This is a genomic window from Nitratireductor aquibiodomus, from assembly GCF_900105565.1.
Classification (GTDB): Bacteria; Pseudomonadota; Alphaproteobacteria; order Rhizobiales; family Rhizobiaceae; genus Nitratireductor; species Nitratireductor aquibiodomus.
The window spans coordinates 3901834-3927040 of the sequence record NZ_FNSL01000001.1 but is presented as its reverse complement, the minus strand read 5'-3'; the positions used below and the strand labels follow the sequence as shown (position 1 = coordinate 3927040).

22 protein-coding genes and 1 pseudogene are annotated in these 25207 nt (G+C 60.3%); 16 read left to right on the top strand and 7 right to left on the bottom strand.

Going from position 1 to position 25207, the window contains the following annotated elements; genetic code table 11:
- Positions 1–127 precede the first annotated feature (127 nt).
- Genes BLW55_RS18490 through BLW55_RS18475 form a run of 4 tightly spaced genes read left to right on the top strand, consistent with a single transcriptional unit; the run spans position 128 to position 4324 of the window.
- Positions 128–736, top strand: a complete 609-nt coding sequence (locus BLW55_RS18490) for a TetR/AcrR family transcriptional regulator (RefSeq protein ID WP_090329759.1) — start codon at positions 128–130, stop codon at positions 734–736.
- Positions 737–749: 13 nt separating this feature from the next.
- Complete coding sequence (locus BLW55_RS18485) at positions 750–1910, top strand: isovaleryl-CoA dehydrogenase (RefSeq protein WP_090329758.1); 1161 nt, start codon at positions 750–752, stop codon at positions 1908–1910.
- Between the two features lie 55 nt (positions 1911–1965).
- The gene (locus tag BLW55_RS18480) at positions 1966–2691 is read left to right on the top strand and encodes a flavodoxin family protein (RefSeq protein ID WP_090329757.1); all 726 of its coding nucleotides are present in this window, start codon (positions 1966–1968) and stop codon (positions 2689–2691) included.
- 25 nt (positions 2692–2716) lie between these two features.
- Positions 2717–4324, top strand: a complete 1608-nt coding sequence (locus BLW55_RS18475; protein WP_090329756.1) for a carboxyl transferase domain-containing protein — start codon at positions 2717–2719, stop codon at positions 4322–4324.
- A gap of 18 nt (positions 4325–4342) precedes the next feature.
- On the opposite strand, the gene BLW55_RS18470 is transcribed toward BLW55_RS18475, so the two are convergent.
- Together BLW55_RS18470 and BLW55_RS18465 are read right to left on the bottom strand one after the other, a co-directional pair.
- On the bottom strand, positions 4343–4969 hold the full coding sequence (locus tag BLW55_RS18470) for a DUF922 domain-containing Zn-dependent protease (protein WP_007008461.1): 627 nt from the start codon (positions 4967–4969) through the stop codon (positions 4343–4345).
- Positions 4970–5160: 191 nt separating this feature from the next.
- Positions 5161–8877: a TonB-dependent receptor gene (locus BLW55_RS18465; RefSeq protein WP_244509137.1), complete on the bottom strand. Its 3717-nt coding sequence runs from the start codon at positions 8875–8877 to the stop codon at positions 5161–5163.
- A gap of 914 nt (positions 8878–9791) precedes the next feature.
- On the opposite strand from BLW55_RS18465, the pseudogene BLW55_RS18460 reads away from it, so the two are divergent.
- Positions 9792–11746, top strand: a pseudogene (locus BLW55_RS18460) (acetyl/propionyl/methylcrotonyl-CoA carboxylase subunit alpha).
- An 86-nt stretch (positions 11747–11832) separates the two neighbouring features.
- Here the strand turns inward: BLW55_RS18460 and BLW55_RS18455 are convergent.
- Positions 11833–12099 (bottom strand): SEL1-like repeat protein, encoded by a 267-nt coding sequence (locus BLW55_RS18455; RefSeq protein WP_007008458.1) that lies wholly within the window; start codon positions 12097–12099, stop codon positions 11833–11835.
- Between the two features lie 573 nt (positions 12100–12672).
- Between BLW55_RS18455 and BLW55_RS18450 the strand changes: the two genes are divergently transcribed.
- Entirely contained in the window at positions 12673–13017 is a 345-nt protein-coding gene (locus BLW55_RS18450) for a DUF2147 domain-containing protein (protein ID WP_007008457.1), read from the top strand.
- Positions 13018–13111: 94 nt separating this feature from the next.
- Here the strand turns inward: BLW55_RS18450 and BLW55_RS18445 are convergent, their stop codons facing one another.
- Positions 13112–14020 (bottom strand): LysR family transcriptional regulator, encoded by a 909-nt coding sequence (locus BLW55_RS18445; protein ID WP_090329754.1) that lies wholly within the window; start codon positions 14018–14020, stop codon positions 13112–13114.
- Between the two features lie 99 nt (positions 14021–14119).
- Between BLW55_RS18445 and BLW55_RS18440 the strand changes: the two genes are divergently transcribed.
- Together BLW55_RS18440 and BLW55_RS18435 are read left to right on the top strand one after the other, a co-directional pair.
- A complete protein-coding gene (locus BLW55_RS18440; RefSeq protein ID WP_244509136.1) occupies positions 14120–14470 on the top strand; it encodes a DMT family transporter in 351 nt (116 codons plus the stop codon).
- Positions 14467–14784, top strand: coding sequence for an SMR family transporter (locus BLW55_RS18435; RefSeq protein ID WP_090329752.1), 318 nt, complete (start codon positions 14467–14469; stop codon positions 14782–14784). The genes BLW55_RS18440 and BLW55_RS18435 overlap by 4 nt, the downstream gene beginning before the upstream one ends.
- 63 nt (positions 14785–14847) lie before the next feature.
- On the opposite strand, the gene BLW55_RS18430 is transcribed toward BLW55_RS18435, so the two are convergent.
- The gene (locus BLW55_RS18430) at positions 14848–15552 is read right to left on the bottom strand and encodes a glutathione binding-like protein (protein ID WP_007008453.1); all 705 of its coding nucleotides are present in this window, start codon (positions 15550–15552) and stop codon (positions 14848–14850) included.
- A 225-nt stretch (positions 15553–15777) separates the two neighbouring features.
- Here BLW55_RS18430 and BLW55_RS20860 point away from each other — a divergent pair, with 225 nt between their 5' ends.
- From BLW55_RS20860 to BLW55_RS18420, 4 genes are read left to right on the top strand one after another with little or no spacing between them, the layout of a single operon-like run.
- The gene (locus tag BLW55_RS20860; protein ID WP_007008452.1) at positions 15778–15948 is read left to right on the top strand and encodes a hypothetical protein; all 171 of its coding nucleotides are present in this window, start codon (positions 15778–15780) and stop codon (positions 15946–15948) included.
- A 25-nt stretch (positions 15949–15973) separates the two neighbouring features.
- Entirely contained in the window at positions 15974–16147 is a 174-nt protein-coding gene (locus BLW55_RS20855) for a hypothetical protein (protein ID WP_177175111.1), read from the top strand.
- Between the two features lie 46 nt (positions 16148–16193).
- Positions 16194–17693 (top strand): AMP nucleosidase, encoded by a 1500-nt coding sequence (locus tag BLW55_RS18425; RefSeq protein ID WP_007008451.1) that lies wholly within the window; start codon positions 16194–16196, stop codon positions 17691–17693.
- Positions 17694–17749: 56 nt separating this feature from the next.
- Positions 17750–18769 carry an endonuclease/exonuclease/phosphatase family protein gene (locus tag BLW55_RS18420; protein WP_244509135.1) on the top strand — a complete coding sequence of 340 codons (1020 nt, stop codon included), beginning with the start codon at positions 17750–17752 and terminating at the stop codon, positions 18767–18769.
- A gap of 262 nt (positions 18770–19031) precedes the next feature.
- Here the strand turns inward: BLW55_RS18420 and BLW55_RS18415 are convergent, their stop codons facing one another.
- Together BLW55_RS18415 and BLW55_RS18410 are read right to left on the bottom strand one after the other, a co-directional pair.
- Positions 19032–19883: a class I SAM-dependent DNA methyltransferase gene (locus BLW55_RS18415; protein ID WP_090329750.1), complete on the bottom strand. Its 852-nt coding sequence runs from the start codon at positions 19881–19883 to the stop codon at positions 19032–19034.
- A gap of 5 nt (positions 19884–19888) precedes the next feature.
- Positions 19889–21571 (bottom strand): electron transfer flavoprotein-ubiquinone oxidoreductase, encoded by a 1683-nt coding sequence (locus BLW55_RS18410; RefSeq protein WP_090329749.1) that lies wholly within the window; start codon positions 21569–21571, stop codon positions 19889–19891.
- A 532-nt stretch (positions 21572–22103) separates the two neighbouring features.
- On the opposite strand from BLW55_RS18410, the gene BLW55_RS18405 reads away from it, so the two are divergent.
- The 4 genes from BLW55_RS18405 to BLW55_RS18390 all read left to right on the top strand — a co-directional run bounded on the left by BLW55_RS18405 (position 22104) and on the right by BLW55_RS18390 (position 25171).
- Positions 22104–22649: a DUF2585 family protein gene (locus BLW55_RS18405; RefSeq protein WP_342027746.1), complete on the top strand. Its 546-nt coding sequence runs from the start codon at positions 22104–22106 to the stop codon at positions 22647–22649.
- An 82-nt stretch (positions 22650–22731) separates the two neighbouring features.
- Complete coding sequence (locus tag BLW55_RS18400; protein ID WP_090329747.1) at positions 22732–23310, top strand: hypothetical protein; 579 nt, start codon at positions 22732–22734, stop codon at positions 23308–23310.
- A 72-nt stretch (positions 23311–23382) separates the two neighbouring features.
- Entirely contained in the window at positions 23383–24204 is an 822-nt protein-coding gene (locus BLW55_RS18395) for a uracil-DNA glycosylase (protein WP_090329746.1), read from the top strand.
- 217 nt (positions 24205–24421) lie between these two features.
- Complete coding sequence (locus BLW55_RS18390; protein WP_143038462.1) at positions 24422–25171, top strand: hypothetical protein; 750 nt, start codon at positions 24422–24424, stop codon at positions 25169–25171.
- Positions 25172–25207: the final 36 nt, after the last annotated feature.

The window sequence follows — 25207 nt, the reverse complement described above, 5'->3', positions numbered from 1 at the left end:
CTCCCCAAGCGCAAAGACCGCCCTGCCCCGTCATCCCGGATATGAAGGAGGCAAAGTTTTCGATCCGCCTCTCTCCATCCTTGAATTAATTGAACGTTCGTTTTATTATTGTAGAAAGGGAGGCTCCATGGCGCGAACGACCGGTTCTGACGGTGAAAAGACGGAAGCGGCGATCCGCGAGGCGGCGCTGGAGCTCATCGCACGGCTTGGCTTCGAGGCGATGTCGATGCGCCAGCTTGCGGGCCAGGTCGGTGTACAGCCAGCCGCGCTCTACCGCTATTTTCCGACCAAGGAAGAACTGCTCTACGCGCTCATGTGCGAGCACATGGAAAACCTGATCGCTTCCTGGGGGGAAGTGCGTCCTGCAACTGGCTCCGAAAAAGAAAGGCCGGCAGGACGCCTTGCAGCATTTGTCGAGAACCACATCCGCTTTCATCTTTCGCGCCGCAACGCCACCCATGTGAGCAATCTGGAACTGCGCAGCCTCTCCGAGGAACGCCTCCGGCACATTCTGGGCATGCGCAGCCAGTATGAAGGCGAGCTGCGGCGCATTCTTGCAGACGGCCAGAGCGACGGCGTGTTCCGCATCGACGATGTAGCGCTGACAGCGATGGCGATCATTCAGATGATCACGGGTGTGATTGTCTGGTTCCGCCCGGAACTGCGGCTTTCCGAAGATGAAGTCGCCGCTAATTACCACACCATGACCATGCGCCTTGTGGGCGCTGAGACGTGACCGGAGGAGACCGATGTACACGGGATCAATGAATTTCGGGCTTGGCGAGGACATCGACGCGCTGCGGGAGATGACGCATCGCTTTGCACAGGAAAAGATCGCGCCGTTGGCGGCGCAAATCGACGAGAGCAACGAGTTTCCCGCCCATCTCTGGCAGGAAATGGGTGCGCTCGGCCTGCTCGGCATGACGGTCGATCCGGACTATGGCGGCTCGGGGCTCGGCTATCTGGCGCATGTGGTTGCGATGGAGGAAATTTCACGGGCATCCGCTTCGGTCGGCCTCTCCTATGGCGCGCACTCCAATCTCTGCGTCAACCAGATCTGCCGCTGGGGGAACGACGCGCAGAAGGAAAAATACCTCCCCGCCCTGTGCTCGGGCGAAACCGTGGGCGCGCTGGCCATGTCGGAAACGGCTGCGGGTTCCGACGTCGTCTCCATGAAACTTCGGGCGGAAAAGCGCAATGACCGCTTCGTCCTCAACGGGTCGAAGATGTGGATCACCAACGGCCCGGATGCGGGCACGCTGGTGGTCTATGCAAAAACCGATCCCACCGCAGGGCCGCGTGGCATCACCGCCTTCATCATCGAGCGCGACATGAAGGGGTTCTCCGTCGCCCAGAAGCTCGACAAGCTCGGCATGCGCGGCTCCAACACGGGCGAACTGGTGTTCGAGGACGTCGAAGTGCCGTTCGAGAACCTGCTCGGCGAAGAGGGCAAGGGCGTCAACGTGTTGATGTCCGGGCTCGACTATGAGCGTGTGGTACTGGCCGGCGGACCGGTTGGCATCATGGCTGCCTGCCTTGATGTGGCAGCGCCCTATGTGCGCGAGCGCCAGCAGTTCGGCCAGCCGGTCGGTTCGTTCCAGCTCGTGCAGGGCAAGCTCGCCGACATGTACACGGCGATGAATGCCTGCCGCGCCTACGTCTATGCCGTGGCGTCCGCCTGCGACCGGGGCGAGACAACCCGCAAGGATGCGGCCGGCTGCATCCTCTATGCGGCGGAGAAAGCAACCCTGACGGCACTTGACGCAATCCAGCTTCTGGGCGGCAATGGCTATGTGAACGAGTTCCCCGCAGGACGGCTTCTGAGGGACGCAAAGCTCTACGAGATCGGCGCCGGAACGAGCGAGATCAGACGCTGGCTGATCGGGCGCGAGATGATGTCGGAGGCGTGAGAACCATGTCCGCTCCCGCGCGTTGACCGTGGTCAGACACGTCAGGAGAAGTATCATGCCGCTGAATGATCTGCAGAAGCGCCTTGCCGATGAAAACACCGCCAATTTTTCGGACCTGAAGGCGCTGTTCATCAACACGACACTGAAACCGAGTGATCGGGCCGCCTCGCACACGGAAGACCTCATGCAGGATTCCCTGGCGCTTATGGATCGGTGCGGCGTTGGGACCGAATACTTGCGCGCCGCCGATTTCAACATTGCCTTCGGGGTGTCGCCGGATATGCGCAAAGAAGGAGCGGCGGTCGACGACTGGCCGGAGAAGATTTGGCCAAAGGTGAGTGAAGCCGACATTCTGGTGATCGGTTCGCCCATCTGGCTTGGTGAGGAGAGCTCCATCTGCCGTCTTATCATCGAACGGCTCTACGCCCATTCCGGCCAGCGCAACGCGAAGGACCAGTATATCTACTATGGCAAAGTTGGCGGGGCCGTCATCACCGGCAATGAGGATGGCATCAAGCATGTAGCAAAGACCGTGCTCTACTCCCTTCAGCATGTAGGCTATACGATCCCGCCCCAGGCCGATTGCGGCTGGATTGGCGAAGCCGGTCCCGGTCCCTCCTACGGCGATGAAACCGAAGACGGCAAACGTGCCGGCTATGACAGCGCGTTCACACGCCGCAATCTGACATTCATGACCTTCAACCTTATGCACATGGCACGCATGCTGCGCGATGCGGGCGGCTTGCCAGAGCATGGGAATCAAACCACGGATTGGGCATAGTGCCCTATTCGCCGCAGGAGATCGCATGACCGTCCTTCAATCGCAGCTTTCCCCTTCCTCCGACGCATACAGGGCCAATTTCAACCGCATGCAGGCGCTGGTCGGCGAAATGGCCGAGAACGCCGCCGTGATCGAGCGCGGCGGGTCGGACGAGGCGCGTGAACGCCATGTTAAACGCGGCAAGCTTCTGCCGCGCGAACGGCTTGCGCAACTGCTCGATGTGGGCGCGCCATTTCTCGAGATCGGCCAGTTCGCCGCCTTCGACATGTATGGCGGGGACATCGCCTCTGCCGGCCTGATTGCCGGTGTGGGGCGCATCGAGGGACGCGAATGCGTCATCGTCGTCAACGACGCCACGGTGAAAGGCGGCACCTATTATCCACTGACGGTCAAGAAGCATCTGCGCGCGCAGGAGATCGCGCTCGAAAACAATCTGCCCTGCGTCTATCTGGTGGATTCAGGCGGTGCCAATCTTCCAAACCAGGACGAAGTGTTTCCCGACCGGGATCATTTCGGCCGCATCTTCTACAATCAGGCCAACATGTCGGCGAAGGGCATTCCGCAGATCGCCTGCGTGATGGGGTCGTGCACGGCCGGCGGCGCCTATGTGCCAGCAATGAGTGACGAAACGGTGATGGTGAAAGGCAACGCCACCATCTTCCTCGGCGGCCCGCCGCTCGTGAAGGCGGCCACCGGCGAAGTGGTAACGGCGGAGGAACTCGGCGGCGCGGAGGTGCATACACGCGAATCCGGCGTTGCCGACCACTATGCGCTGGACGATGAGCATGCGCTCGCGATCGTGCGGCGCATCGTCAAAAACCTGAATCGAAAGAAGAGCATATCGCTCGATCTTTGCAAACCGATTCCACCGGTTTACGACCCGCACGAGATCTATGGCATCATCCCCAGCGATACCCGCCAGCCTTACGATGTGCGCGAGGTGATCGCACGCGTGGTGGATGGCTCCGAGTTCGATGAATTCAAGGCCAATTACGGCACCACGCTCATTACAGGGTTTGCCCATATTTACGGGATTCCGGTGGGCATTCTGGCGAACAATGGCGTGCTTTTCTCCGAAAGTGCGCTGAAAGGCGCGCATTTCATCGAATTGTGCTGCCAGCGGAAAATCCCGCTTGTTTTCCTCCAGAACATCACCGGCTTCATGGTCGGACGCAAATATGAGGCCGGGGGTATCGCGCGCGACGGCGCCAAGCTGGTGACTGCGGTCGCAACCGCACAGGTGCCCAAGGTGACAGCGATCATCGGCGGCTCGTTCGGTGCCGGCAATTACGGCATGTGCGGCCGGGCCTATTCTCCCCGCTTCCTCTGGATGTGGCCCAATGCGCGCATTTCAGTGATGGGCGGCGAGCAGGCGGCAACCGTGCTTTCCATCGTCAAACGCGAAGGCATCGAGCGTAAAGGCGGACACTGGAGTGCGGAGGAAGAGGCCGATTTTCGCCGGCCCATTCTGGAGAAATACGAACGTGAAGGCCATCCGCTTTATTCGAGCGCGCGGCTTTGGGATGACGGCATTGTCGACCCTGCGAAGACACGTGAAGTGCTTGCCCTCTCGCTCGGCTCTGCGCTGAATGCGCCGATCGGCGATACGAAGTTCGGTGTTTTCAGGATGTAGGATTTTGGACGGGCGGCGTCAGTTGCTGCGCTGCCTGTCACCATTGATGAACTCCATGACCAGGCGGTGGACATTGCCGCCATCGCCCATCTCGACCCGGTCGAATTCGCGGCTGCGCTGACGCTGCTCCTGGGACAGGCGGCCAAGATGTTCCTGCAGTTTCACCCGCACCTTCCGGCACCCCGGATCCTGCTCTGCACGCAGGCCGACGGATACGGCCTCGATCTTCTTCACCATGTCGGTGATGATCTCTCCGTGGACACGCTCGTGGGTTCGCACACCGTCACTGAAGCGCTCCCATGCCGCCTGCGTCTGCGGGGGAAGGCTGCCTGAAACCTTCGGCAGGCGATAGGTGATGGTCAGCTTCGGTTTCGCCGATGCCAGAACGCAGGCACCGTCATTGCGCGGCTGATAGTCCCGTTGCCAGGTCAGCCTGAAATCCGTGTAGGCGATCACCCGGCGCACGCCGAGCTTTGGTCCGCGCTCGCCGATGGACCTGTAGAGATCAAGGGCGGTCGATCCGGAAATGGTGTAGGGCTCGATGCGCTCGACCGGCTTCCAGTCAGCCAGCGCCACGCCTGGAAAAAACGCCACTGCCGCAGCTGCATACGCCCAGCGGATATTGACCAAATCCAGTGCCCCCATAATACCCAGCGCTTCCGACCGAATTGCTGCAACTGAAATAACAGACCGCCAGAGCTTCGGAAAGGAAGCCCTGGCGGTTTAGCGTCCCGCGACTTTCGACAATGACTTTGTCCAAATGAGGACAGGTTGCTCTCGCTGTCGGGAATGGAGTGGCGGGCGCCTCCCCCCTCGAGCGACGCCCGCCTCGGGCCTCAGAACTTCCCGACAACGTTCAGGAAGGCTCCGCGGTCGTCCAGCGTCAGATCACGGAGATCGTCTGAGAAGCGCCCGAAATTGTAACCCGCACCGACCTTGAAGTTGTTGCCAACATGCCGGTAGAGGGCTGCGAGGGCGCCGTAGTCCATGGACTCGATTTCCGGAAGATAGAATGCCCGTCCTTCAATCATCGCATCCCAGTTCTTGACCACATGCAGGTCGGCGCGAAGGATGCCAAGATGTGCCGAAGACTTCTCCCAGCTACCCATTGACTTGCTGCCGTCACGGCTCCTTGCCCGGATTTCGCCGAGACGCATACCGTATTTGCCACCAATGGAGAGCCATGGCAGGAGATCGTAGGTCAGGTCAGCGGAGACAATGTGGCTGCGCTGAAGCGGCCCGTTCGTCGAACGCGACATGCTGCTGATCTGGTCATTGCCGGGAAGGTTGTAGAGATATGTATACCGCAGCAATGCGTTCAGCAGATCGTTGTCCACCGGTCGATAGGCGTACCCCAGCGATCCCTCGATATAGTCTCCGTTGTAGTATGTTCCAAATGGCGTCTGTGAGATAACGGCATCGACACTTCCAAGAACCCGACCGTACCCGTCGTGATCCATGGTAGCACCGGCACTCATGACATAGGTGTTGCGGGTGCGGGTTTCGTCGTCGGACCGCTCAAAACGGGCTTCGCCTCGAACGCGTGCGCTGACACCCATCTCTTCATCCTTGAAGCCGACACCCAGCGAACCTGCATAACGTTCGAAGTCGGCATATGGCGATCCGGTCGCGGGATTGATGCGCTCATCCTCGATGTTGCCGGCTTCGATACCGCCATCAAAGGTCCATGCGACATCCGGTGTGTAAATGACACCATAGCGCTGAGCCAGTGAATTGCGGCGTCCGAAGAGATCGAAATCGGCTTCCGAATAGGCCGAGATTACATCGCTCATGCGCTTCTTCACACCCGCGACCACCGCACCATGGTCACGACCCTGCAGATCATAGCCATAGCTGCCATCGGTTGCGCGATCGGGATCGAGGCGATAACCGATGTAGTAGTGATCTTCCGGCGTCGGGTCGTAGGTCAGGGCTGCGAGACCGCCAATTCCCGACTTGCCCCAGGATACCTCACCCTCAGCACCGAGTTTCTCACTCAGACGTACTTCGGCACCAACGCCGTAACGATCATTCTTGGCAATGTTACCTTTCCGATCCACCGTGCCCTGCACGAAACCGTAATAGAGGTAGTCGTCATTCTGCCGATAGTCGACGCGCAGACCTGCATCCAGCCGGGTACCGTCATAACCGGATTTGCCCGAAGCAATCGCTGCCGGCGAATGAAGCTTCGAATATGCAATGCCGAATGCAGCTTTCCAGTAGGCGTCAAAGGCGTAGCTGACTTCAAGCTCCGCATCGCTGCGTTCCCGCCCCTCCTCATTCTGATAATCGTCATACGACAATTTGAGGTTCATGTTGGCGCTCAGAGGAATTTCGGTTTCGACGCCCCAGCTGCGTTCATCAGCATCCACCTGTTCGGTCACGCTGGAAAAACCGGCCTCCTTCTGCTCGTAGTAGCCGCCAAGTCTGCCGGCAGTTCCGAGCCAGCGGAAATCCTTGAAGGCCATTTGACCACGGAGGCTCCAGGCTTTCGCCGAGAGGCCCTCACGCCCCGCCGTATCCTGATCGGCCAGGGTCAGACCGCCATCCGTGGAGCGAGACAGCCCAAAGCCGGGGCCCTTCGAATAGGCAATCTCACCGTCGATATAGGTATCATCTGAACGCTGGACCCTGAGGTCTGCGCCATAGGCTTTCTGGTCAGACAGTCCCGTTGAGTCCTTGATCCCCGTTGCGCCCAGTCGAACATGTTTTCCAACCCAGGTCTGCGCGCGGCCGCCAAAGACGTAGTTCTCCATATCGCCCGCGCGAGCTCGGTATTCGTACTGGGCGACCATATAGGCCTTGAGACCACCCAGTGCGCCATCGCGAACCGCACCGTCATCAATGGAACCGGATGACAAAGGCGCGTCGAGAATGACAACACCCTGCAGATAGTCGATCGTGTAATCTTCGCCATAGACCAGCGCCCGCCGTTCGATGATCCGGCCCGTGACCTTGTCCCGATATTCGATATGCAGCGTTTCGGAGCCCTCTATGATGCGCTGCCTCTTGAGAAAATAGGCTGAGCCGCCGGTCCCCAGGAACTCGTCACGCTGCGGCAGTGTATCAGGTTTGGCGGCAAAGGCCGTTGCTTCGAACTTGGGCTGGCCATTCGCGGTGTTGCCCGCCGAGCGGAGGACCATCTCGGCGCCATAGAGACCGCGATCCACCTGCAGGAAGCGCGTGCCTGAAATCTTGGTCTTGTAGTTGCCCCACATCACATGACTTTCACCGCGCTGCAGGCGCACATAGAATTTCCCGTTTGTGGGAGCATCTTCCACCGAGGTGGAGTCATCCCCATACACAGGATAATATTTGTCTGGATCAATGCGACGGAGGAGTTCCCTCGGGTCTCGGGCATCAAGGTCCCTGAAAAGGTTCCTCACCTCGTTTTCGCCGGTATCGGCGGCTGCTGTGAGAAGGAATTTTCCCTTGATCTTGCCGCGAAGATAGAATGCCAGGCGGCCCGAATTCCACACCTTGTCGAATTCGCCCGTCCGTACCTCCTCAATTCCGCTGTCGCCGGTCCGCTTGCCGACGGTGAAGTCTGCAAGCGCGACATAGAACCAGTCGTTTGTCGGTATGTTGACATCCCGGCTGAAGTAAAGGCCACCCGCCTTCGAACCGCCGTCGACAGCGACATCGACCACATGCTGGCCTGGCGGCAGAATGCGCTGGGTGACGAAAGTGCCCTTTGGATCAAGTGGCACGAGCTCGTCAAAGGCGACGATCCCATATCCATCGGGAACATTCTTGCCATAGACCGTTATCGCACCGCCATAGACCGGAATATTGCGGAAGGCAGTCCGGTCCTCCGCATTGCCCGGCGCCACGCCATGTCCGGAATCGGAGAGGAATTCGCCGCGCGTGCTGGCGATGGTCATCGGCACCGTTTCATCGAAGCGGCCCTTGGCATCGTAGACACGCAGCACATAGCGGAACTCACGGCCGCTTCGTGCGGGCATGACCCAGGCGGCCTCGTCGTTAACATTGATCGGGACGACAGCCACAGGCTTGTTGGCCCAGGCGACATTGTCCTCGTATATGCGCACCTCTGCCCGACTGATGAATGCAGGATAATTGGAGGTCGCATAGAAACGGATTGGCTCCCCTTCCCGAAAGATGCGCTGTACGGGCACGGTCGACACGTTAAGCAATGGCTCGGCGTCCAGCCCGTCGAACTTGATCTGAATATCCACGGAACTCAGATCGAGATCTGTCTTCCGCTGCTTGTCGACGGAACGTGCATTAGGCGAGACGCCAAACATGCCCTCGTTCGTGATCTGGCCACTTTCATCGACGACCTGGCCATCAACGGAAATGACGAACGGGACGGCAGGCCGGTCACCGGGCCCCGCCCGTTCCGTGTTCTCACCGATCCGCAGCCTGCCAACGGAGCTGTTGTCCAGCATCTTTCCCCGCATCGCGGCAGGACAGGCCACACCGCCACAATCGCCCTCGAGGTCGACCAGCGGTGGCAATTCGTCCCCCTTGTATACGGGGGAACCGTCTCCCGGCACGACCATTGGAGCTCCGCCAACCGTTCCCTGCATGGGCGCGCCTCCGACGATACGGGCGTTCTGCCTCAGGGGTGACGGAGAAAAAAGCGGCGGCTCGGGAATAACCTCCCTCCCCTCCATGTCCGCTGCTAAGAGCGGGCCGATTTGCAGAGTAGCCGAGATTGTTACAAGACTACTCGCGAACAGAAAGCGGGATGGTGAATATTTCATCATGGAATTTCCATCTGTTGTCTGCTGACAAGTTCAGCGAATTGCTCCGCTTCACGCCTCCGAAGGTCCCAAACTCACTGTCGTACGCGCGGCCGCTGCGGTTCACCGGGAGTGCAACCCCACCGGTCCGCCTTTTCTCGCCTGTTGTTTTGCTACCCGCGCGCCGAGAGGCCATACGCTCCCGGTTTCGCAACGCTTCACTACTCGAGCAGCTCAAACGCGCGTACAGAGTTTCAAGATCAAATTACGTCGAACGCGAACCGGCTGTTTTGGAATTCCCCGATCGGACCAGGCAAAAGGCCATAAAAGTCAGGCCGTTTCGGGATACACACAGCAGTATTCTCTGCGTCGGAAAACGGATCATCTAAAGAACGCAAAGCACATGTCAGACATGCAAGCCGCATGAACACCCCGACACTTTGGCAAAAACATAATTGAAAGATGCGGTTATGAAGCAGTTGTTTTGGGTATTCTTACCGAATTGCGGGCTCGACGATACTGTATGAATTACCCGGCGCCTGTATCAGGCCTGCGCGGGATTGCCAGATTCAGGAACCTATCCCAAAATGCGGGCCGCTGCACCGGCAGCCTTCAATGCCGTTCCGTGCCGTCGAATCTAGAGGCAACCGCACGTGGCATCGGTTCCTGCGGAATGAATGATGGCCCAAGCAGATTTCCCGCCACAAAACACGCTCAACGCATTATGGTGTCTCTGCTTCGTAGGAGGAACGCTCTGCATGTTTGACAAGATTCTGATCGCCAATCGTGGGGAAATCGCCGTCCGGATCATCCGAACCGCCAGGCGTCTGGGGATCGCCACGGTTGCGGTCTATTCCGATGCGGATCGGGACGCGCTGCACGTGCGCATGGCCGATCAGGCGGTGTGCATCGGCCCGGCTCCGGCGACCGAGAGCTATCTCGATGGAGACAGAATTATCGCTGCTGCGCTTGAAACCGCAGCGCAGGCCATCCACCCGGGCTATGGCTTTCTCTCGGAGAATCCCGACTTCGTCGAAAAGGTGGAGAACGCCGGCCTTATCTTTGTCGGCCCGTCGTCGCAGGCCATTCGGGCAATGGGGCTGAAAGACGCCGCAAAACGGCTGATGGAAAAAGCGGGAGTGCCGGTCGTTCCCGGCTATCACGGCGATACGCAGGCGCTAGTCGCGCTCGCTTCCAAGGCCAATGAAATCGGCTATCCGGTTCTGATCAAGGCGCGGGCGGGCGGCGGCGGCAAGGGCATGCGTCTGGTGTCCGATCCCGATGCGTTCCCGGATGCTCTGGCCGCGGCCCAAAGGGAAGCAAAGGCTGCCTTCGGCGATGAACGCGTGCTGGTGGAAAAATACATCCAGACCCCCGGCATATCGAGGTGCAGGTTTTTGGCGACAACCATGGAAATGCCGTGCATCTCTTCGAACGCGACTGCTCGGCCCAGCGCCGCCACCAGAAAGTGATCGAAGAAGCCCCCGCGCCCGGCATGAACGAAGAAACGCGGGCAGCGATGACCGAGGCAGCCGTGAAGGCCGCCCGGGCCATTTCCTACAGCGGTGCCGGCACGATCGAGTTCATTGTCGATGCCTCGGAAGGATTGCGACCGGACCGGTTCTGGTTCATGGAGATGAACACGCGACTGCAGGTGGAACACCCGGTGACGGAGATGATCACGGGGGTCGACCTGGTGGAATGGCAATTGCGGGTGGCGGCGGGCGAGCCCCTGCCACGCACACAGGACGAAATCACTGTGAGCGGCCACGCAGTGGAAGCCCGGCTCTACGCCGAGGATGCAACACGTGACTTCCTGCCGGCAACCGGCACCCTGCACCATTTGCGCTTTCCCGATGGCATCGAAACCGCGCGCCTGCGCATTGATGCCGGCGTTGCGGAAAAGGATGCCATAACCCCGTTCTACGATCCGATGATCGCCAAGCTGATTGTCCATGCGCCCACACGGGAGGAGGCGATCGAGGGGCTCGCCGGCGCGCTCGAGAAGACCGAGGTCGCCGGCTCGACCGTCAATCTCGGCTTTCTGACACGACTTCTGCGCGACGATGATTTTTCTGCCGGGCGACTGGAGACCGGCCTGATCGGACGCAAGCAGGACGTTCTGACCAAAACTGCCCCTCTTAAGGCGCGGCATCTTGCGGCAGCCATTGCGGCAACGAGCGGAGCCGCATCTTCAGAAGATACATCCGATCCGTTTTCCACAATTTCGGGTTACGGCCATTTCGGGCCGCTCCGCCACAAACGCACGCTGATAAACGGTGAAGAGGCGGTGGAAGCCCGCGTGGCGGCGCAGGCCGATGGCGCGCTGGCAGTTCACCTTGGTGACGATGAAGCCAGCCGGCCAATCATCGTACGCCGCGATGACCCCACCCGCATCGCTTCATGGCCGGGCCATATTACGGTGTTCGAGGGCGCGGATGCGCTGACGCTCAAGGTGCCGGACCGGCTGCAGGCAGCCGAGGAAAGCGGCGGCGGCGACCGGCTCAGAGCTCCGATGCCCGGGCTGGTGAAGCTGGTGCGCGCTTCGGTCAACGAGATGGTCCAGAAAGGTCAGCCGCTACTGGTGCTCGAAGCGATGAAGATGGAGCACACCATCACCGCGCCGCATGACGGCGTCGTCGCCGAAATCGCGACCGAAGGTCTGCAGGTCAATGACGGCGCGATGCTCGTCCGCTTTCAGGAAGCAGAGTAGACTCGCGCACACGTAAAGGCGCCCTGCGTTCAGGACCCGGCCCGTTTCAGACCGGATCCTGAACGTTCCGCCCCCCGGCATCAGCATCAGTGCATCGTCATCCATTCACGGGCATCGCGCAGCGCCCTGGCCAATTCCGGCTTGGACATGCCGGCGGCCAGTTCCGAGCGCAGCTCCGCAGCGCGCTCGGAGCCCTTGATGGCTGCAATGTTGAACCATTTGTGCGCGGCCACCAGGTCGACATCGCAGTCGCGGCCGGTCGCATACATCATTCCAAGTTGAAACAGCACGTCGGCCTGGGTGGACGAACCAGCCGTACCGAAGCCTGCTTCCTGAACGTCGTAACGTGCCATAATCCAAGATCCCTGTTTTTCTCCCGAGAGCCTTTGTTCTTGCCCTTCCGGGCCAGCCCTTCGATGCTTTCGAGAATGCAGGGTGCGGCTGAAATCGCCGTTAAATCTTGTGCTTAATTAGAAGAAAACAAAGTTCAAATTTTCAGTAAATGCCTGATTTTGTTAAGCATCGCAAACCCGCAGGGCATCGGGATTTCAGTGGTGAGAGCCAGGCGAATTCGTTAACGCCGTTTGCAAGATTTCGTTAACCACGCCGCACGCTTGAAGAGGCAATTTTCTGAAAATTCTAATTGTGCGCCGCGCGGTTTCGTCCCTTGCGGCGGGCAGAAAACCGGGCCGGTCACGGCCTTCTGCGCCATTTCCCGCTGCATTCGCGCGAATGCTGCTGTTCAGTCTCCCGCCCGACAGGCGAACCCCTCGAAGAACGCGAGCCATAGCGCGGTGGCGGTACTGCGGGCACCGACCATACTGTTTCAGCTTTTGCCACGGTTGCGGCCTGCCACCACAAAAAGCGGTTGTACTACGTTTACGTTTGCGTAAGCTGAGCCCGCAACATCATTGGGAGGAAGACTGATGATTGGCAGAGTTGTTTTGAGCGGTGCCGCGCTGCTTCTGGCTTGTGGCGTTGCAATGGCCGACCCCATTGAGGGGAACTGGAAGACGGAGTCCGGCGCGACGGCACAGATTGCGCCATGTGGCGGCTCCTATTGCATCACGCTGAAAAGCGGCAAGCACGCCGGCAAGAAGATCGGCACGTTTCAGGCTGCCGGCGGCAGCAAGTATACGGGCAAGATCACCGATCCGGCCAACGACAAGACCTATTCCGGCAAGGGCACGCTCTCCGGCAACAGCCTGAAGATGGGAGGCTGCGTGCTCGGCGGCCTGATCTGCCGCAACCAGACCTGGTCGCGTCTCTAGGGCAGGCGTCATCCAGATCGTTAGCCTCAGATTGAACACAGCCCCCAGTCAGAGCCCTTTCACGCCCTTCCTCCCTGCGGAAGGCGTGGGGGGCTCATTCTGTGATCAGACCTTCACTGCGCATTTGTGCGAGAATGATCTCATGTGCGCGTGATTGCAGTGCGGCTTCGGCCTGCGCCCCGATGGCAAGCGGCTCGCGGCTGCAGACGAAATACGGATACCAGGCCGCACCCAGGCCGTGACTGATCTGTCCTAGCTGCGCATCGTCTTCTTCCGACAACAGGGATTCGGGCACGTAACCCCAGCCCAGCCCATCGCAGATCGCATCCTTGCCAAGCTCGAAGCTGCTGAGCGCGATGCGCTCGCTGCCCATGGCGTCGAGGTGAAAGCGTTCGCGCTGCGTGCTGTCGAGATATGTGATCTGCGGCAGGATGGCGAGATCATCGTCGGCGACGTAGCTCATGGAATGAAGCGGATGGCTCCGGGCCACCATCATGCGCATGCCAATCCGCGCAATGACACGACTGTAGAGCCCGGATGCCGGGCCGGCACGGCCCGAAGCAATGAAATAGGCGATATCGAGCTGCCCTTCGCGCACCAGTTCAGGAAGCACATCGCTTTCCGCATAGCGCATGCTCAGCCGCACGTCCGGCCGCGCCCGGCGAATGGCCCGGATCACATGGCGCCAGAAGTTTTCCGACAGGACATCGTCGCGCCCGATCCTCAGTTCTCGGCCCGCGGTCTCACCACCGCGCGCGCAGCGCTCGATGATGCTGTTGGACAGCGCGATGATGCGGGCACAGTCATCCAGAATGTGCTCGCCCACCGGCGAGAGAGCAAGGCTGTTGCCGCGCCGCACGAACAACGCGGCCCCAAGCTCATCCTCAAGCGCCGCGATCGCCATACTGACCGTGGAGCGGTTGCGCCCAAGTTGGAGCGCCGCTCCCGAGATGGAGCCTGCGCGCGCCGCAGCCACGAAATACTCCAGATAATCCAGTCTCACGGCAAAGCTTCTTCGTCAAAAATCCTGTCGCTGAGCGATTTTCCATACTTGAAATGGGCGGATATCTCAATCGAGTGACATAAAACTTGATCTGACAATATGAGGTCGAAATTGCACTGGTTCTATCTGATCGCTGCGGTCTTTGCAGAAGTGGTCGGAACCACACTCATGAAACTCCTGGTATCCGGCGGCGCGCTTCTTCAGGGAACGCTGGCGGCGATTGCGATGATCGGCATCGCCTATCTCTTTCTGGGGCGCGCAACGCTGCGCATACCGGTCGCGCTTGCCAATGCGTTCTGGGAAGGGTTCGGCATGATCCTGATCGCCCTCACCTCCCTCTACCTTCTCGACGAAACGATCTCGCTGATTCAGGGCGTCGGCATCGGTGTGGCGCTGCTCGGGATCGCTGTGATCAACTATGGTCACCACCAGCAGGGTGAGACACGATGAGCATCTATATGGTTTATGTCCTGGGATCGGTGGCGCTCGACATCCTCGCCAATCTGGCGCTGGAGAAATCGAACGGTTTCGCACGCAGGGGCTGGGGAACCGCTGCCGTCCTGCTCATCATGGCGGCCTTCGCGCTTCTGGCGCTGGCCGTCACCGGCATGGACCTCTTTATCGCCTATGCGGTGTGGGGCGTGCTTTCGATCCTCGGGACGGCGCTGGCCGTCTGGCTCGTCTTCGGCCACCGCCTCAACCTGACGAGTTGGCTGGGTGTGGGCATTCTCATCCTCGCCATCCTGCTGATACGCCTCGGATAGACAAAGGAAGCAGGGCGGGCGCCCGAAGGACGCCCGCCCTGCCTGAAACGTTCAGGACTGAAGTCAGCTGGCGCGCTGCCCGAAGAGAACTTTCTGGGCTTCCTTGTCCTCAGCGATATTGCGGCGATGCTCCTGACCGACCTCCAGCGCGCGCACGACCGCCGGCCGCGCCATGATGGTCTCGAACCAGCGCTTGAGGTTCGGAAAATCGTTGAGATCCTGCCCCTGCTGCTCATACGGCTTCACCCAGCCGATGCTCGCCATGTCGGCGATGGTGTAGTCATCGCCGGCGAGGAACGGCCGGTCTGCGAGACGCTTGTTCATAACGCCGTAGAGGCGGTTGACCTCATTGGTGTAGCGCTCGATGCCGTAGGGAATCTTTTCCGGCGCGTAATTGCGGAAGTGATGCGCCTGGCCGGCCATGGGGCCGAGACCACCCATCTGCCAGAACAGCCACTGATCGACTTCAACGCGGGCACGCTCGTCGGTGGGATAGAACTTTCCCGTCTTGCGGCCGAGATACTGAAGGATGGCACCGGATTCGAACACGGAAATGGGCTCACCACCCGGACCTTCAGGGTCCACAATGGCCGGCATGCGGTTGTTCGGCGCGATCTTGAGGAAGGAGGGCTCGAACTGCTCGCCCTTGCCGATGTTCACAAAGTGCACATCGTAGGGCAGCCCGGTTTCCTCAAGAAAAATGGTGATTTTCCAGCCGTTGGGCGTCGGCCAGTAGTGAAGCTCAATCGGCTTGGTCTGGGTGGTCATGTGTCGTTGCCTCCAGGTGTTGGGCGCCGCGCGGTCGGGGGAGGATCGCGGCGATACCCGGGCAGGTAAGCACCATCTGCACACTTTGCAACGCGCTCGCTGATAAACGATCCGTTATCTGCCCATAATGGGGGGGTTAACACTGCTGAACCCTGGATGAATGCACCTCTCAGTCTCGGTTCAGTCCGCGTCTGCCAAAGTGATGGCGACACTGAGGACGAACCAATGTTGATGCGCCGCTTTTCAATTGTCTGCCTGATCACCGCCCTCTTCGGCATGGGGCTCGCCATACTGGTCGCAGAGGCCGGCAGGCCTTCCGATCCCTGGCAGGACAACCGGCCGTTCTCCTGCTCCGCGGAGCAGGCCGCCCTTTGCGGCAGAACTGCGCTGCGCTGAACGAGACGAGTTGAGGTAAGAGACGATGCGGACGATCACAAATATGGCCCGGGGATTGATGTTTGCCGCCCTGATCGGCTCACCGCTGCTTGCGGTCCAGAACGTCCGTGCCGGTAATGAGAACATCATCGAAGGGGATTATGAACGCTCGAGCGGCGCCGGTCTCGTCCTGATGGTCAGCCTGAAGCGCTCGCGTTAGATCGGGTCGGGCCTTGAGAAGAAAAAGAATATCCATATAAAAGGCCATGGAACATAGAATATACCCTCAGCCCATTCAGACGATTTCGAGCCCCGAGCCTTTTGCCCGGAAAAGCTTTACCGATGCCCGCGAAGCCGTTGCGGCATTGAAGGCGCTCTATGAGCGCAACACCGCATTCCTGCGCGATGCCTTCGCGCAGGTGGCCAAAGACGGCGAGAGCGACCGCCGCTTTCGCGCCTTCTATCCCGAAATCAGCCTTGCCACGGGCTCCTACGCCCAGATCGATACGCGGCTTGCCTATGGCCATGTGGCTGCGCCCGGCGTCTATGCCACGACAATCACGCGGCCCGACCTCTTCGACGACTATCTGATCGATCAACTGAGCCTGGTCATCCGCAATCACGGCGTCCCCATCACCGTCTCCGAATCGGAAACACCGATACCGCTCCATTTTGCGTTCCTCCAGGACACTTATGTGGAGGGCTCGATAGCCGACCGGCTGAAACGGCCGTTGCGCGATCTTTTCGATGTGCCGGACCTCAACGCTACGGACGATCATATCGTCAACGGCACGCATGAGGCCCCGCCCGGCGAGCCCCTGCCGCTCGCACCCTTTACCGCACAGCGGGTCGACTATTCGCTGCACCGGCTTTCTCATTATACGGCGACCGCACCGGCGCACTTCCAGAACTTCGTGCTCTTTACGAACTACCAGTTCTATATCGACGAGTTCTGCGCGCTTGCCCGCGAGATGATGGCCGAGGGCGGAAACGGCTACACCTCCTTTGTGGAGCCGGGCAATATCATCACAAAGGCCGGCGAGACGAGCCCGTCCGCCAGCGCCCTTGCCCGTCTGCCGCAGATGCCGGCCTATCACCTGACGCGTGAAGGACATGCAGGGATCACCATGGTGAATATCGGTGTCGGCCCCTCCAACGCCAAGACGATTACCGACCATGTGGCGGTGCTGCGCCCGCATGCCTGGCTGATGCTTGGCCATTGCGCGGGCCTGAGGAACACGCAGGCGCTCGGCGACTATGTGCTGGCACATGCCTATGTACGCGAGGACCACGTGCTCGACGACGACCTGCCCGTCTGGGTGCCGCTGCCGGCGCTGGCGGAGGTGCAGGTGGCGCTTCAGGAAGCAGTGGCCGAGATCACTGGACTTTCCGGCTATGAATTAAAGCGCATCATGCGCACCGGAACAGTCGCCACCATCGACAACCGCAACTGGGAACTGCGCGAACAGCGCGGACCGGTGCAGCGCCTCTCACAATCCCGCGCAATCGCGCTCGACATGGAATCGGCCACAATTGCCGCCAACGGTTTTCGCTTTCGCGTCCCCTATGGCACGCTGTTGTGCGTTTCGGACAAACCGCTGCACGGTGAGCTGAAGCTGCCGGGCATGGCCACCGATTTCTACAAGAGGCAGGTTTCGCAACATCTCAAGATCGGCATGAGGGCCGTAGAAAAGCTTGCGGCCATGCCGCCGGAACGGCTTCATTCGCGCAAGTTGCGAAGCTTTTTCGAGACCGCCTTCCAATAGCCCGAAAATGCGGTTAGGCGCTGCTGCATCGAGACGGAAACAATGGGCGCGAGGCAATGAAGAGACCGAGAATCGCATCAATGCTGCCGGCCTTTCTGGCCATCGGCGTGGTTCTGGTGTCTTTTCCGCTGGTCGCCGGTTTCTGGGGCAGGCTGCACCCTGCCCTCGATTCCATGGCGCATTTTCGCATTCACCTTGCCGTGCTGATCGCTCTTCTGGCCGCACCGCTGCTTTTTGTGAAAGGCTGGCGTCAGATCGGTGCGGCGGGAACCGTGCTTGGCATTGCAACGCTGAGCGCAACGCTGCTTCCCGTTCAGGCGTCCACCGGTTCGGCAAGGGCCGGAGAGACAGACGCGCCGGCGGCACGGTATAGGCTTCTGCAACTCAACCTGCGATATGACAATGCAACCCCCAAGCAGGTCTTTTCACTGATCGGCCGCACCAAGCCCGACATCGTCACGCTGAACGAAGTCTCGCGCATGTGGGTGGAAGAGCTGAAGTTTCTCGAAGCGGCGTATCCCTATCGCGTGATCTGCCCGCCGCCGGCGCGCATCGGCGGGGTTGCCATTCTCTCGCGCCGGCCCTTCACCGACCCGTCCGCCTTTGCCTGCTATGACCGCGGTTCGATGGCCGTGGCGACGGTTCGGCTTGGCGCGGATGCGGTGGAGATCGGCACGCTGCATCTCGGCTGGCCCTGGCCCTTTGAACAGCATCGACAGGTGGGGCGTGTGGCGCCTGTGCTCGAACGCCTTCCCGATACCGCCATTCTGGCCGGCGACCTGAACGCAACCCCATGGAGCGTGACGGCCCACCGTGTGGCGGCAGCCGGGCGGCTGGATCTCTTGCCGGGGGTCGGTCCCACATGGATGAAGTCGATCGTGCCCGAAAGCCTCCGCCGGCTCGCAGGCCTGCCGATCGACAATCTGTTCACCAAGGGCCGGATCGTGCCATTTTCGGTCGAGCGGCTGGAGGATGTCGGCTCCGATCACCTGCCCGTTCTGCTTGAATTCGGCATCATGCCCGGCAATGAGCCGGCCGAGGTGATCGAAGTGAAGCTCGCCAGAAACGGAAACTAGGGTCAGGACCTATTAATATGGCCGCAATGGTCGGCCTGATCTGTGCGGATACGCGAAGCAAGGCCGCAGGAAGACTTCATGTCTTTCATGGTCTTGCGACAAAGTAGCCCGTGCTGATCAGGCCGATCCGAAGGACGCTCGATAAACCGGCGACCTGCCGCGTCAAACCCCTTGACCAGGGGAAAGGCCCCGCTCTGCGGGCTTTTCCTTGCATCTCTTGGTCTATCGAACGCCATTGTGGCCATATTAATAGGTCCTGACCCTAATCGGCTGGCTTCCTGCGCGCGATGACCAAATGGCCGGGAACCGGCTTTCCCATTTCATGCCGCACCACGATGCCGCCGATGGCGAGCCCCGCAAAGCCGTGCCTGGCGAGCATTTCGGCGAGATAGCTCTCGGAATGGGCGAAGCGCTGATGCGGCCCGACCATGAAGGCGCGCCCGGCGAGCACCTCGTCCGGCAGGGTCTCGCTTGAAAAGGCGAGAACCGCACCGTCCACGGATAGCTCCGCTGCGCCGGCGAAGAAAGCATCCAGATCGCCCAGATAGGGCAAAACATCGGTCGCGGTGATCAGATCGAAGGGTTCGACATCCGCGTGATGGAGAAAGTCCACCGCATCGCCCACATAGAGCGCGTCGTAGACCTCTTTCTCGTCGGTGACCTCAATCATGGTCTCCGAAAGATCAATGCCGGTGATGTGGTCCGCGATGTCGCGCAGAATCTCTCCGGCAAGCCCCGTTCCACAACCGAGATCCAGCATGCGGCTGAACGGCCCCGGCGCCACCTCATCCAGCGCCCTGCGGGTCAGTGCCGGCACATCGTAGCCGAGTTGATCGACCAGAATGCTCTCAAACGCGCCGGCGTGCTGGTCGAACAGGGTCGCCACATAGGCTTCCGATGCGCGCGCCGGCGTCTCGCCCCGTCCCATTGACGCAAGCCGCACCGCGGCACCGCCATGGTCGGCAGGATCGAGAGCGAGCACCTCCCGATAGGCGGCAGCGGCTGCATCAAGATCGCCGGCCTTTTCGAGCGCAAGGGCGCGGTTATAGGCCTCGGCCAGCGCCTCTTCGTCGATGGGGCTGGTGGTTCCGCTTTCGGGGTCGGGCTCGGACAATGGTGTTACATCCCGGTATAGACGGGCCCCTCGCCGCCCTGCGGCGGCACCCAGTTGATGTTCTGGTTGGGATCCTTGATGTCGCAGGTCTTGCAGTGGACGCAGTTCTGCGCGTTGATGACGAAGCGGGCGTCAGCCACATCGCTGCCATCGGTGAGCGCATTGCCGTCAGCATCCACCCATTCATAGACACCCGCAGGACAGTAGCGCGAGGACGGACCGGCATAGACGGCGTATTCCGACGTCTTCTGCAGTTCCATGTCCTTCACCTGGAGATGAACCGGCTGCTCCTCCTCGTGATTGGTGTTGGACAGGAATACGGAGGAAAGACGGTCGAAGGTGAGCACGCCATCGGGCTTGGGATAGTCGATGGGCCTGTGTTTTGCGGCCGGCTCCAGCGACGCCGCGTCGGTCTTGCCATGTTTCAGGGTGCCGAACAGCGAGAAGCCGAACAGCGAGTTCATCCACATGTCGAAGCCGCCAATGCCGACGCCCAGAAGCGTGCCGAAGCGCGACCAGAGCGGCTTGACGTTGCGCACCTTTTTCAGGTCCTTGCCGATGTCCGAGGCGCGCCAGGCGGCCTCATAGCCTTCCAGCGTGTCATTGCCACGCCCCGCGCCCAGCGCTTCCACGACATGCTCGGCGGCAAGCATGCCCGAGAGGACCGCATTGTGAGACCCCTTGATGCGCGGAACATTGACGAAGCCTGCCGAGCACCCGATGAGCGCACCACCCGGAAAGACGAGTTTTGGCACCGACTGATAGCCGCCCTCCGTGATGGCGCGGGCGCCATAGGAGATGCGCTTGGCACCCTCGAACGTATTGCTGATCGCGGGATGCGTCTTGAAGCGCTGGAATTCCTGAAATGGCGAGATGAAAGGGTTTTTGTAGTTCAGGTGAACCACGAAACCGACCGCCACCTGATTGTTTTCCAGATGATAGAGGAAGGAGCCACCGCCGGTTTTCATGTCGAGCGGCCAGCCGAAGGAATGCTGGACGAGACCCGGCCTGTGATTCTCCGGCTTGACCTCCCAGAGCTCTTTCAGGCCGATGCCGAATTTCTGGGGTTCGCGATCCTCGGAAAGGCCGAATTTCTCGATCAGCTGCTTGGCGAGCGAACCGCGTACGCCCTCGCCGATCAGGACATATTTGCCCAGAAGCGCCATGCCGGGCTGATAGTTGGGACCGTGCGAGCCATCGCGCTCGACGCCCATATCGCCGGTGGCGACACCGATGACCGCGCCATCGTCGTTGTAGAGCACTTCGGCGGCAGCAAAGCCCGGATAGATTTCAACGCCCAGTCCCTCGGCATAGCCTGCAAGCCAGCGGCAGACATTGCCGAGCGAGACGGCGTAGTTGCCGTGATTGTTCATCAGCGGCGGCATCAGAAAATTGGGAATGCGCATGGAGCCCGCCGGCCCGAGAACCAGAAACTGATCGTCGGTGACGGGTGTCTTGAACGGGTGATCGGGATCGTCGCGCCACTCCGGCAGAAGCCGGTCGATGCCGATGGGATCGACGACAGCACCAGACAGGATGTGCGCGCCGACTTCACCGCCCTTTTCGAGAACGACGACGGAAAGCTCCGGGTTCAGCTGCTTGAGCCGGATGGACGCGGCCAGCCCCGCCGGCCCTGCGCCGACGATGACCACATCGAATTCCATGCTTTCGCGTTCCACTTCGCTCATTCCACCCTCCGCAGTCTTTTTCTCTCGCGCGCCCCTGCTCTCGTTTCGTGCCGGCGCGATCCGGATACCCATCAGTCCCGCATAACGGTTTCAACGCCGGGCTATAGCGCATCCGCGCGCCTGTCGAAACCGGAGATGTTGCATCAATCCATTCCTGTTTGACGCCAACTGATATTACTTTAACGTAAACGTAAATAATTGAGAAATCAGGCGTAGGCAATTCCTGTTTGCCTCCCGGATCGAATCCAAGCAGTTTCAGCCTGTTTCACGATGGAGGGTGCGGGACATGCACAGCAACACCGCGCATGCCCAGTTTGACCGTGTTCGATCTTGAAGCGACTTTGTTGTGCGAGGTTTGTGGTTCGGCGGGCTCACCATGAGGGTGAGTGCATGACTGCAAAGTCCCGCATTCCTCCTGAGGACCCTGTCAAACAATGCGCCACATCAATGCAGTGGCGTGTCATCTACCATGAAAGAAGTGGCTATGAGTGAAAACCGGCTATTGGCGGCATACAGACAAAGACCGGTTGCCGTGACCGCTTTCTGCGTACTCGCGATCCTTGCCATTCAGGCGTTTTTCCTGAAGTTCATGGGGCAGACGACGATCTGCGACTGCGGGACGGTTAAGCTCTGGTATTCGGACCCATCGGGGCCTGAAACCTCCCAGCACATCGGCGACTGGTACACCTATTCGCACTTCCTGCACGGGCTGCTGTTCTATGGGCTCATCTGGCTTGTCGCGCCGCGTATGCCGGTCGGCTATCGCCTTGCGCTGGCCGTGGGGCTGGAAGCGGCCTGGGAAATGGCCGAGAACACGCCCATGGTGATCAACCGCTACCGGGAATCGGCGCTCGCCCAGGGTTATTACGGAGACAGCGTGATCAACTCGCTCTCGGACACGTTTGCCACCATCGTCGGCTTCTTCTTCGCGCGATTATCGCCCCTCTGGCTCAGCGTTCTTCTGGTGGTTGCGACGGAGATTTTCATGGCGGTCATGATCCGTGACAATCTCACGCTCAACATTCTCCAGCTTGTCTATCCCTCGCAGGCGATTTCCAACTGGCAGTTGGGCGGCTGAAGCCGCCGGCGATACCGTTTCTCCAGAACACCAAACGGCGGTATAATACGGTAGGAAGGGAGGTGTCGTCCTGCCCCGTGCCATGTCCATAACCGCATTCCTCCTGTCTGCAGCCCTACTGGGCGCAGGGCCGGGAGACGACGGTCGCTGGCAGGCCGGACAATATTCCTTTTCCGATGAGCTTGGCGGGTTCCGCATCCAGGCGGTTTCGGGGACAGGCTCGCGCAGCGACCCCGTGCTCCTTAGGCAGGAGCTTTATACGGCCTCTGCCGTTGTGCTGGTCATCCGCACCACCGGGGAGGTGCCGCGTTACGCCTATGACGAACGGGCCGGCGCCGGCTACCTCTTCATCGAAATCGAGACGCTCAATGCAAGCAACCTGCCCTGGGTAGAGTTTGAATTCGAGCTGCAGGAGATGCGCGGCATCTCGAGTGTCTACGGGGACGGCCTCTCTTTCGATCAGAGGAATGTCGGCTCCGCCCAGATCGGCTCCAGCGCATTTGCCACCCACGACCGTAAATTCGAGCCCTATGACCGGCTTCTGTTTCAGTCAGGCACGGTCGATGCGGGCCATTCGGTGACATTTCGGCTCCTGATCACCGACCTGACGCCGAAGCCGGTGTTTTATCTGGTGCAGGACCCGCGCATTCCCGCTTCCTGAACTTGCAACCACGGGCAAAGAAAGAGAAAGTGCCTCTTTCAACATATGCCGACAATCAGGATTTCGGACGCAATGGATTCCGCTGGACTAAGGGAGCTGCTGACCTTCTACGCCGATGCCGGCGTGGACGAGCCCCTTCTGGAGGAAGCGGCGGACCGGTTCGAGGAAACACGCACAGAAGCCGAGAAAAGGGCTGCCCAGCGCCAGCCTGCACAGCAGAAGGCGGTTGCGGCCCCGCAGGCCCGGCCAGCCGCTCCCGCTGCAGCCAGAGCAGCGGTTCCGGACGATGCGCAGGCCGCACGGGCGCGCGAGATAGCAAAAAGCGCCGAAAGCCTGGACGCTCTGCGCGAGCAGCTTTCCGCCTTCGACGGCTGCAACCTGAAGACAACGGCAAAGAACACCGTTTTTGCCGATGGCAACCCGCAGGCCGGCGTGATGTTCGTCGGCGAAGCGCCGGGCCGCGACGAGGATATTCAGGGCCTGCCCTTCGTCGGCCGCTCCGGCAAGCTGCTCGACCGGATGCTGGCGGCAATCGGGCTCGACCGCACATCCGTCTACATCTCCAACGTGATCCCGTGGCGGCCACCGGGCAACCGGGACCCCTCCCCTCTGGAGACGGAAATCTGTCGCCCGTTCATCGAACGGCACATTGAGCTTGTTTCGCCCAAAATTCTCGTGACGCTCGGGAACCCTTCCACCAAGCTACTCCTGAACACGCAGACCGGCATCATGCGGATGCGCGGCAACTGGGCCGTGCACAGGACGCCGTCGGGCCTCGAAATCCCAACGATGCCGACGCTGCACCCGGCCTATCTCCTGCGCAACCCGGCACACAAGAAGCTCGCCTGGCATGATTTCCTGGCCATCAAACTCAAGCTGGAAGAAGCAATCTGAGACTGCAAGCGAACGCGAATTAAGGCCGCATTAACGCTGTTGGCGCAGAGTGGCGCATCTCAACAACGTCCCGGAGTCGAGCATGTTTGTTCGCGTCAGTTCCGGGGGGCGCCTGATTTTTCTGTTACCTTTCCTCATTTTTGGACCAAGAGCCGCGGTCGGCGCTGATCTGGTGATCGGCGGTCCGCCTGTCCCACCCAGCGTGGAAAACGCACCCTTGCTGCTCAAATTCGGACCGCGGTTTTCCGGCTTCATTGAAGTGAACTCTGCCCTGGGCAAGGCGAGCCTGGATGAAGATTCTGGCAAAAGCAGCGGCTGGGCACTACGCGGAGCGGTCAACCTGCCAGTCAGGGAGCGTTGGAATGTCCAGCTCGACGGCCAGTTCGCAAAACTGAAGTTCGAAGACCTTTCCGACCAGACGATGGATTTCGGAGCGCATGCCTATTATCGCAGGGAAAACCGCTACGCCGTCGGTCTCTACGCACAATATGAGCGGCTATCCGCCGAGACCCTGGCACTTGGGCCCATGGAAACGTCAGCCGGGCTGGAAGGTGCGGTTTTTCTCAGCCAGTCGACGGTTCTAGGCCAGGTGGGCCTGGGCAAGGGGCGTCTGGAAGAGCAGGATGCGTCCAAGCTCAACGGCCTTATCGGCGCACGCTATTACCACACAGACAATCTGCGTTTCGATCTGGATGCCGGATTTGAGCAATTGCTGAGCGACGATGCGACGCTGAAGACCTACTCCGTGTCTACCGCCGCCAACTATCGGCTCTCGAACAGACCAATCACTGCCTTTGGCGGATATCGCTACCGTTCCTCCTCGCTGACATCGGGCGCAACCCATAGCGAGGACATGAAATCTCACGGCATCGTGGCAGGGTTTCGCTATCATTTCGGCTCCACCAGCCTGAAAGACGAAGAGCGCAACGGCCCGCTCTGGACCGCCGCGCCATATCTCGATTACTGAAGAAACGAAGGCTGGGCCGTGCGGTTGCGCGGTCCC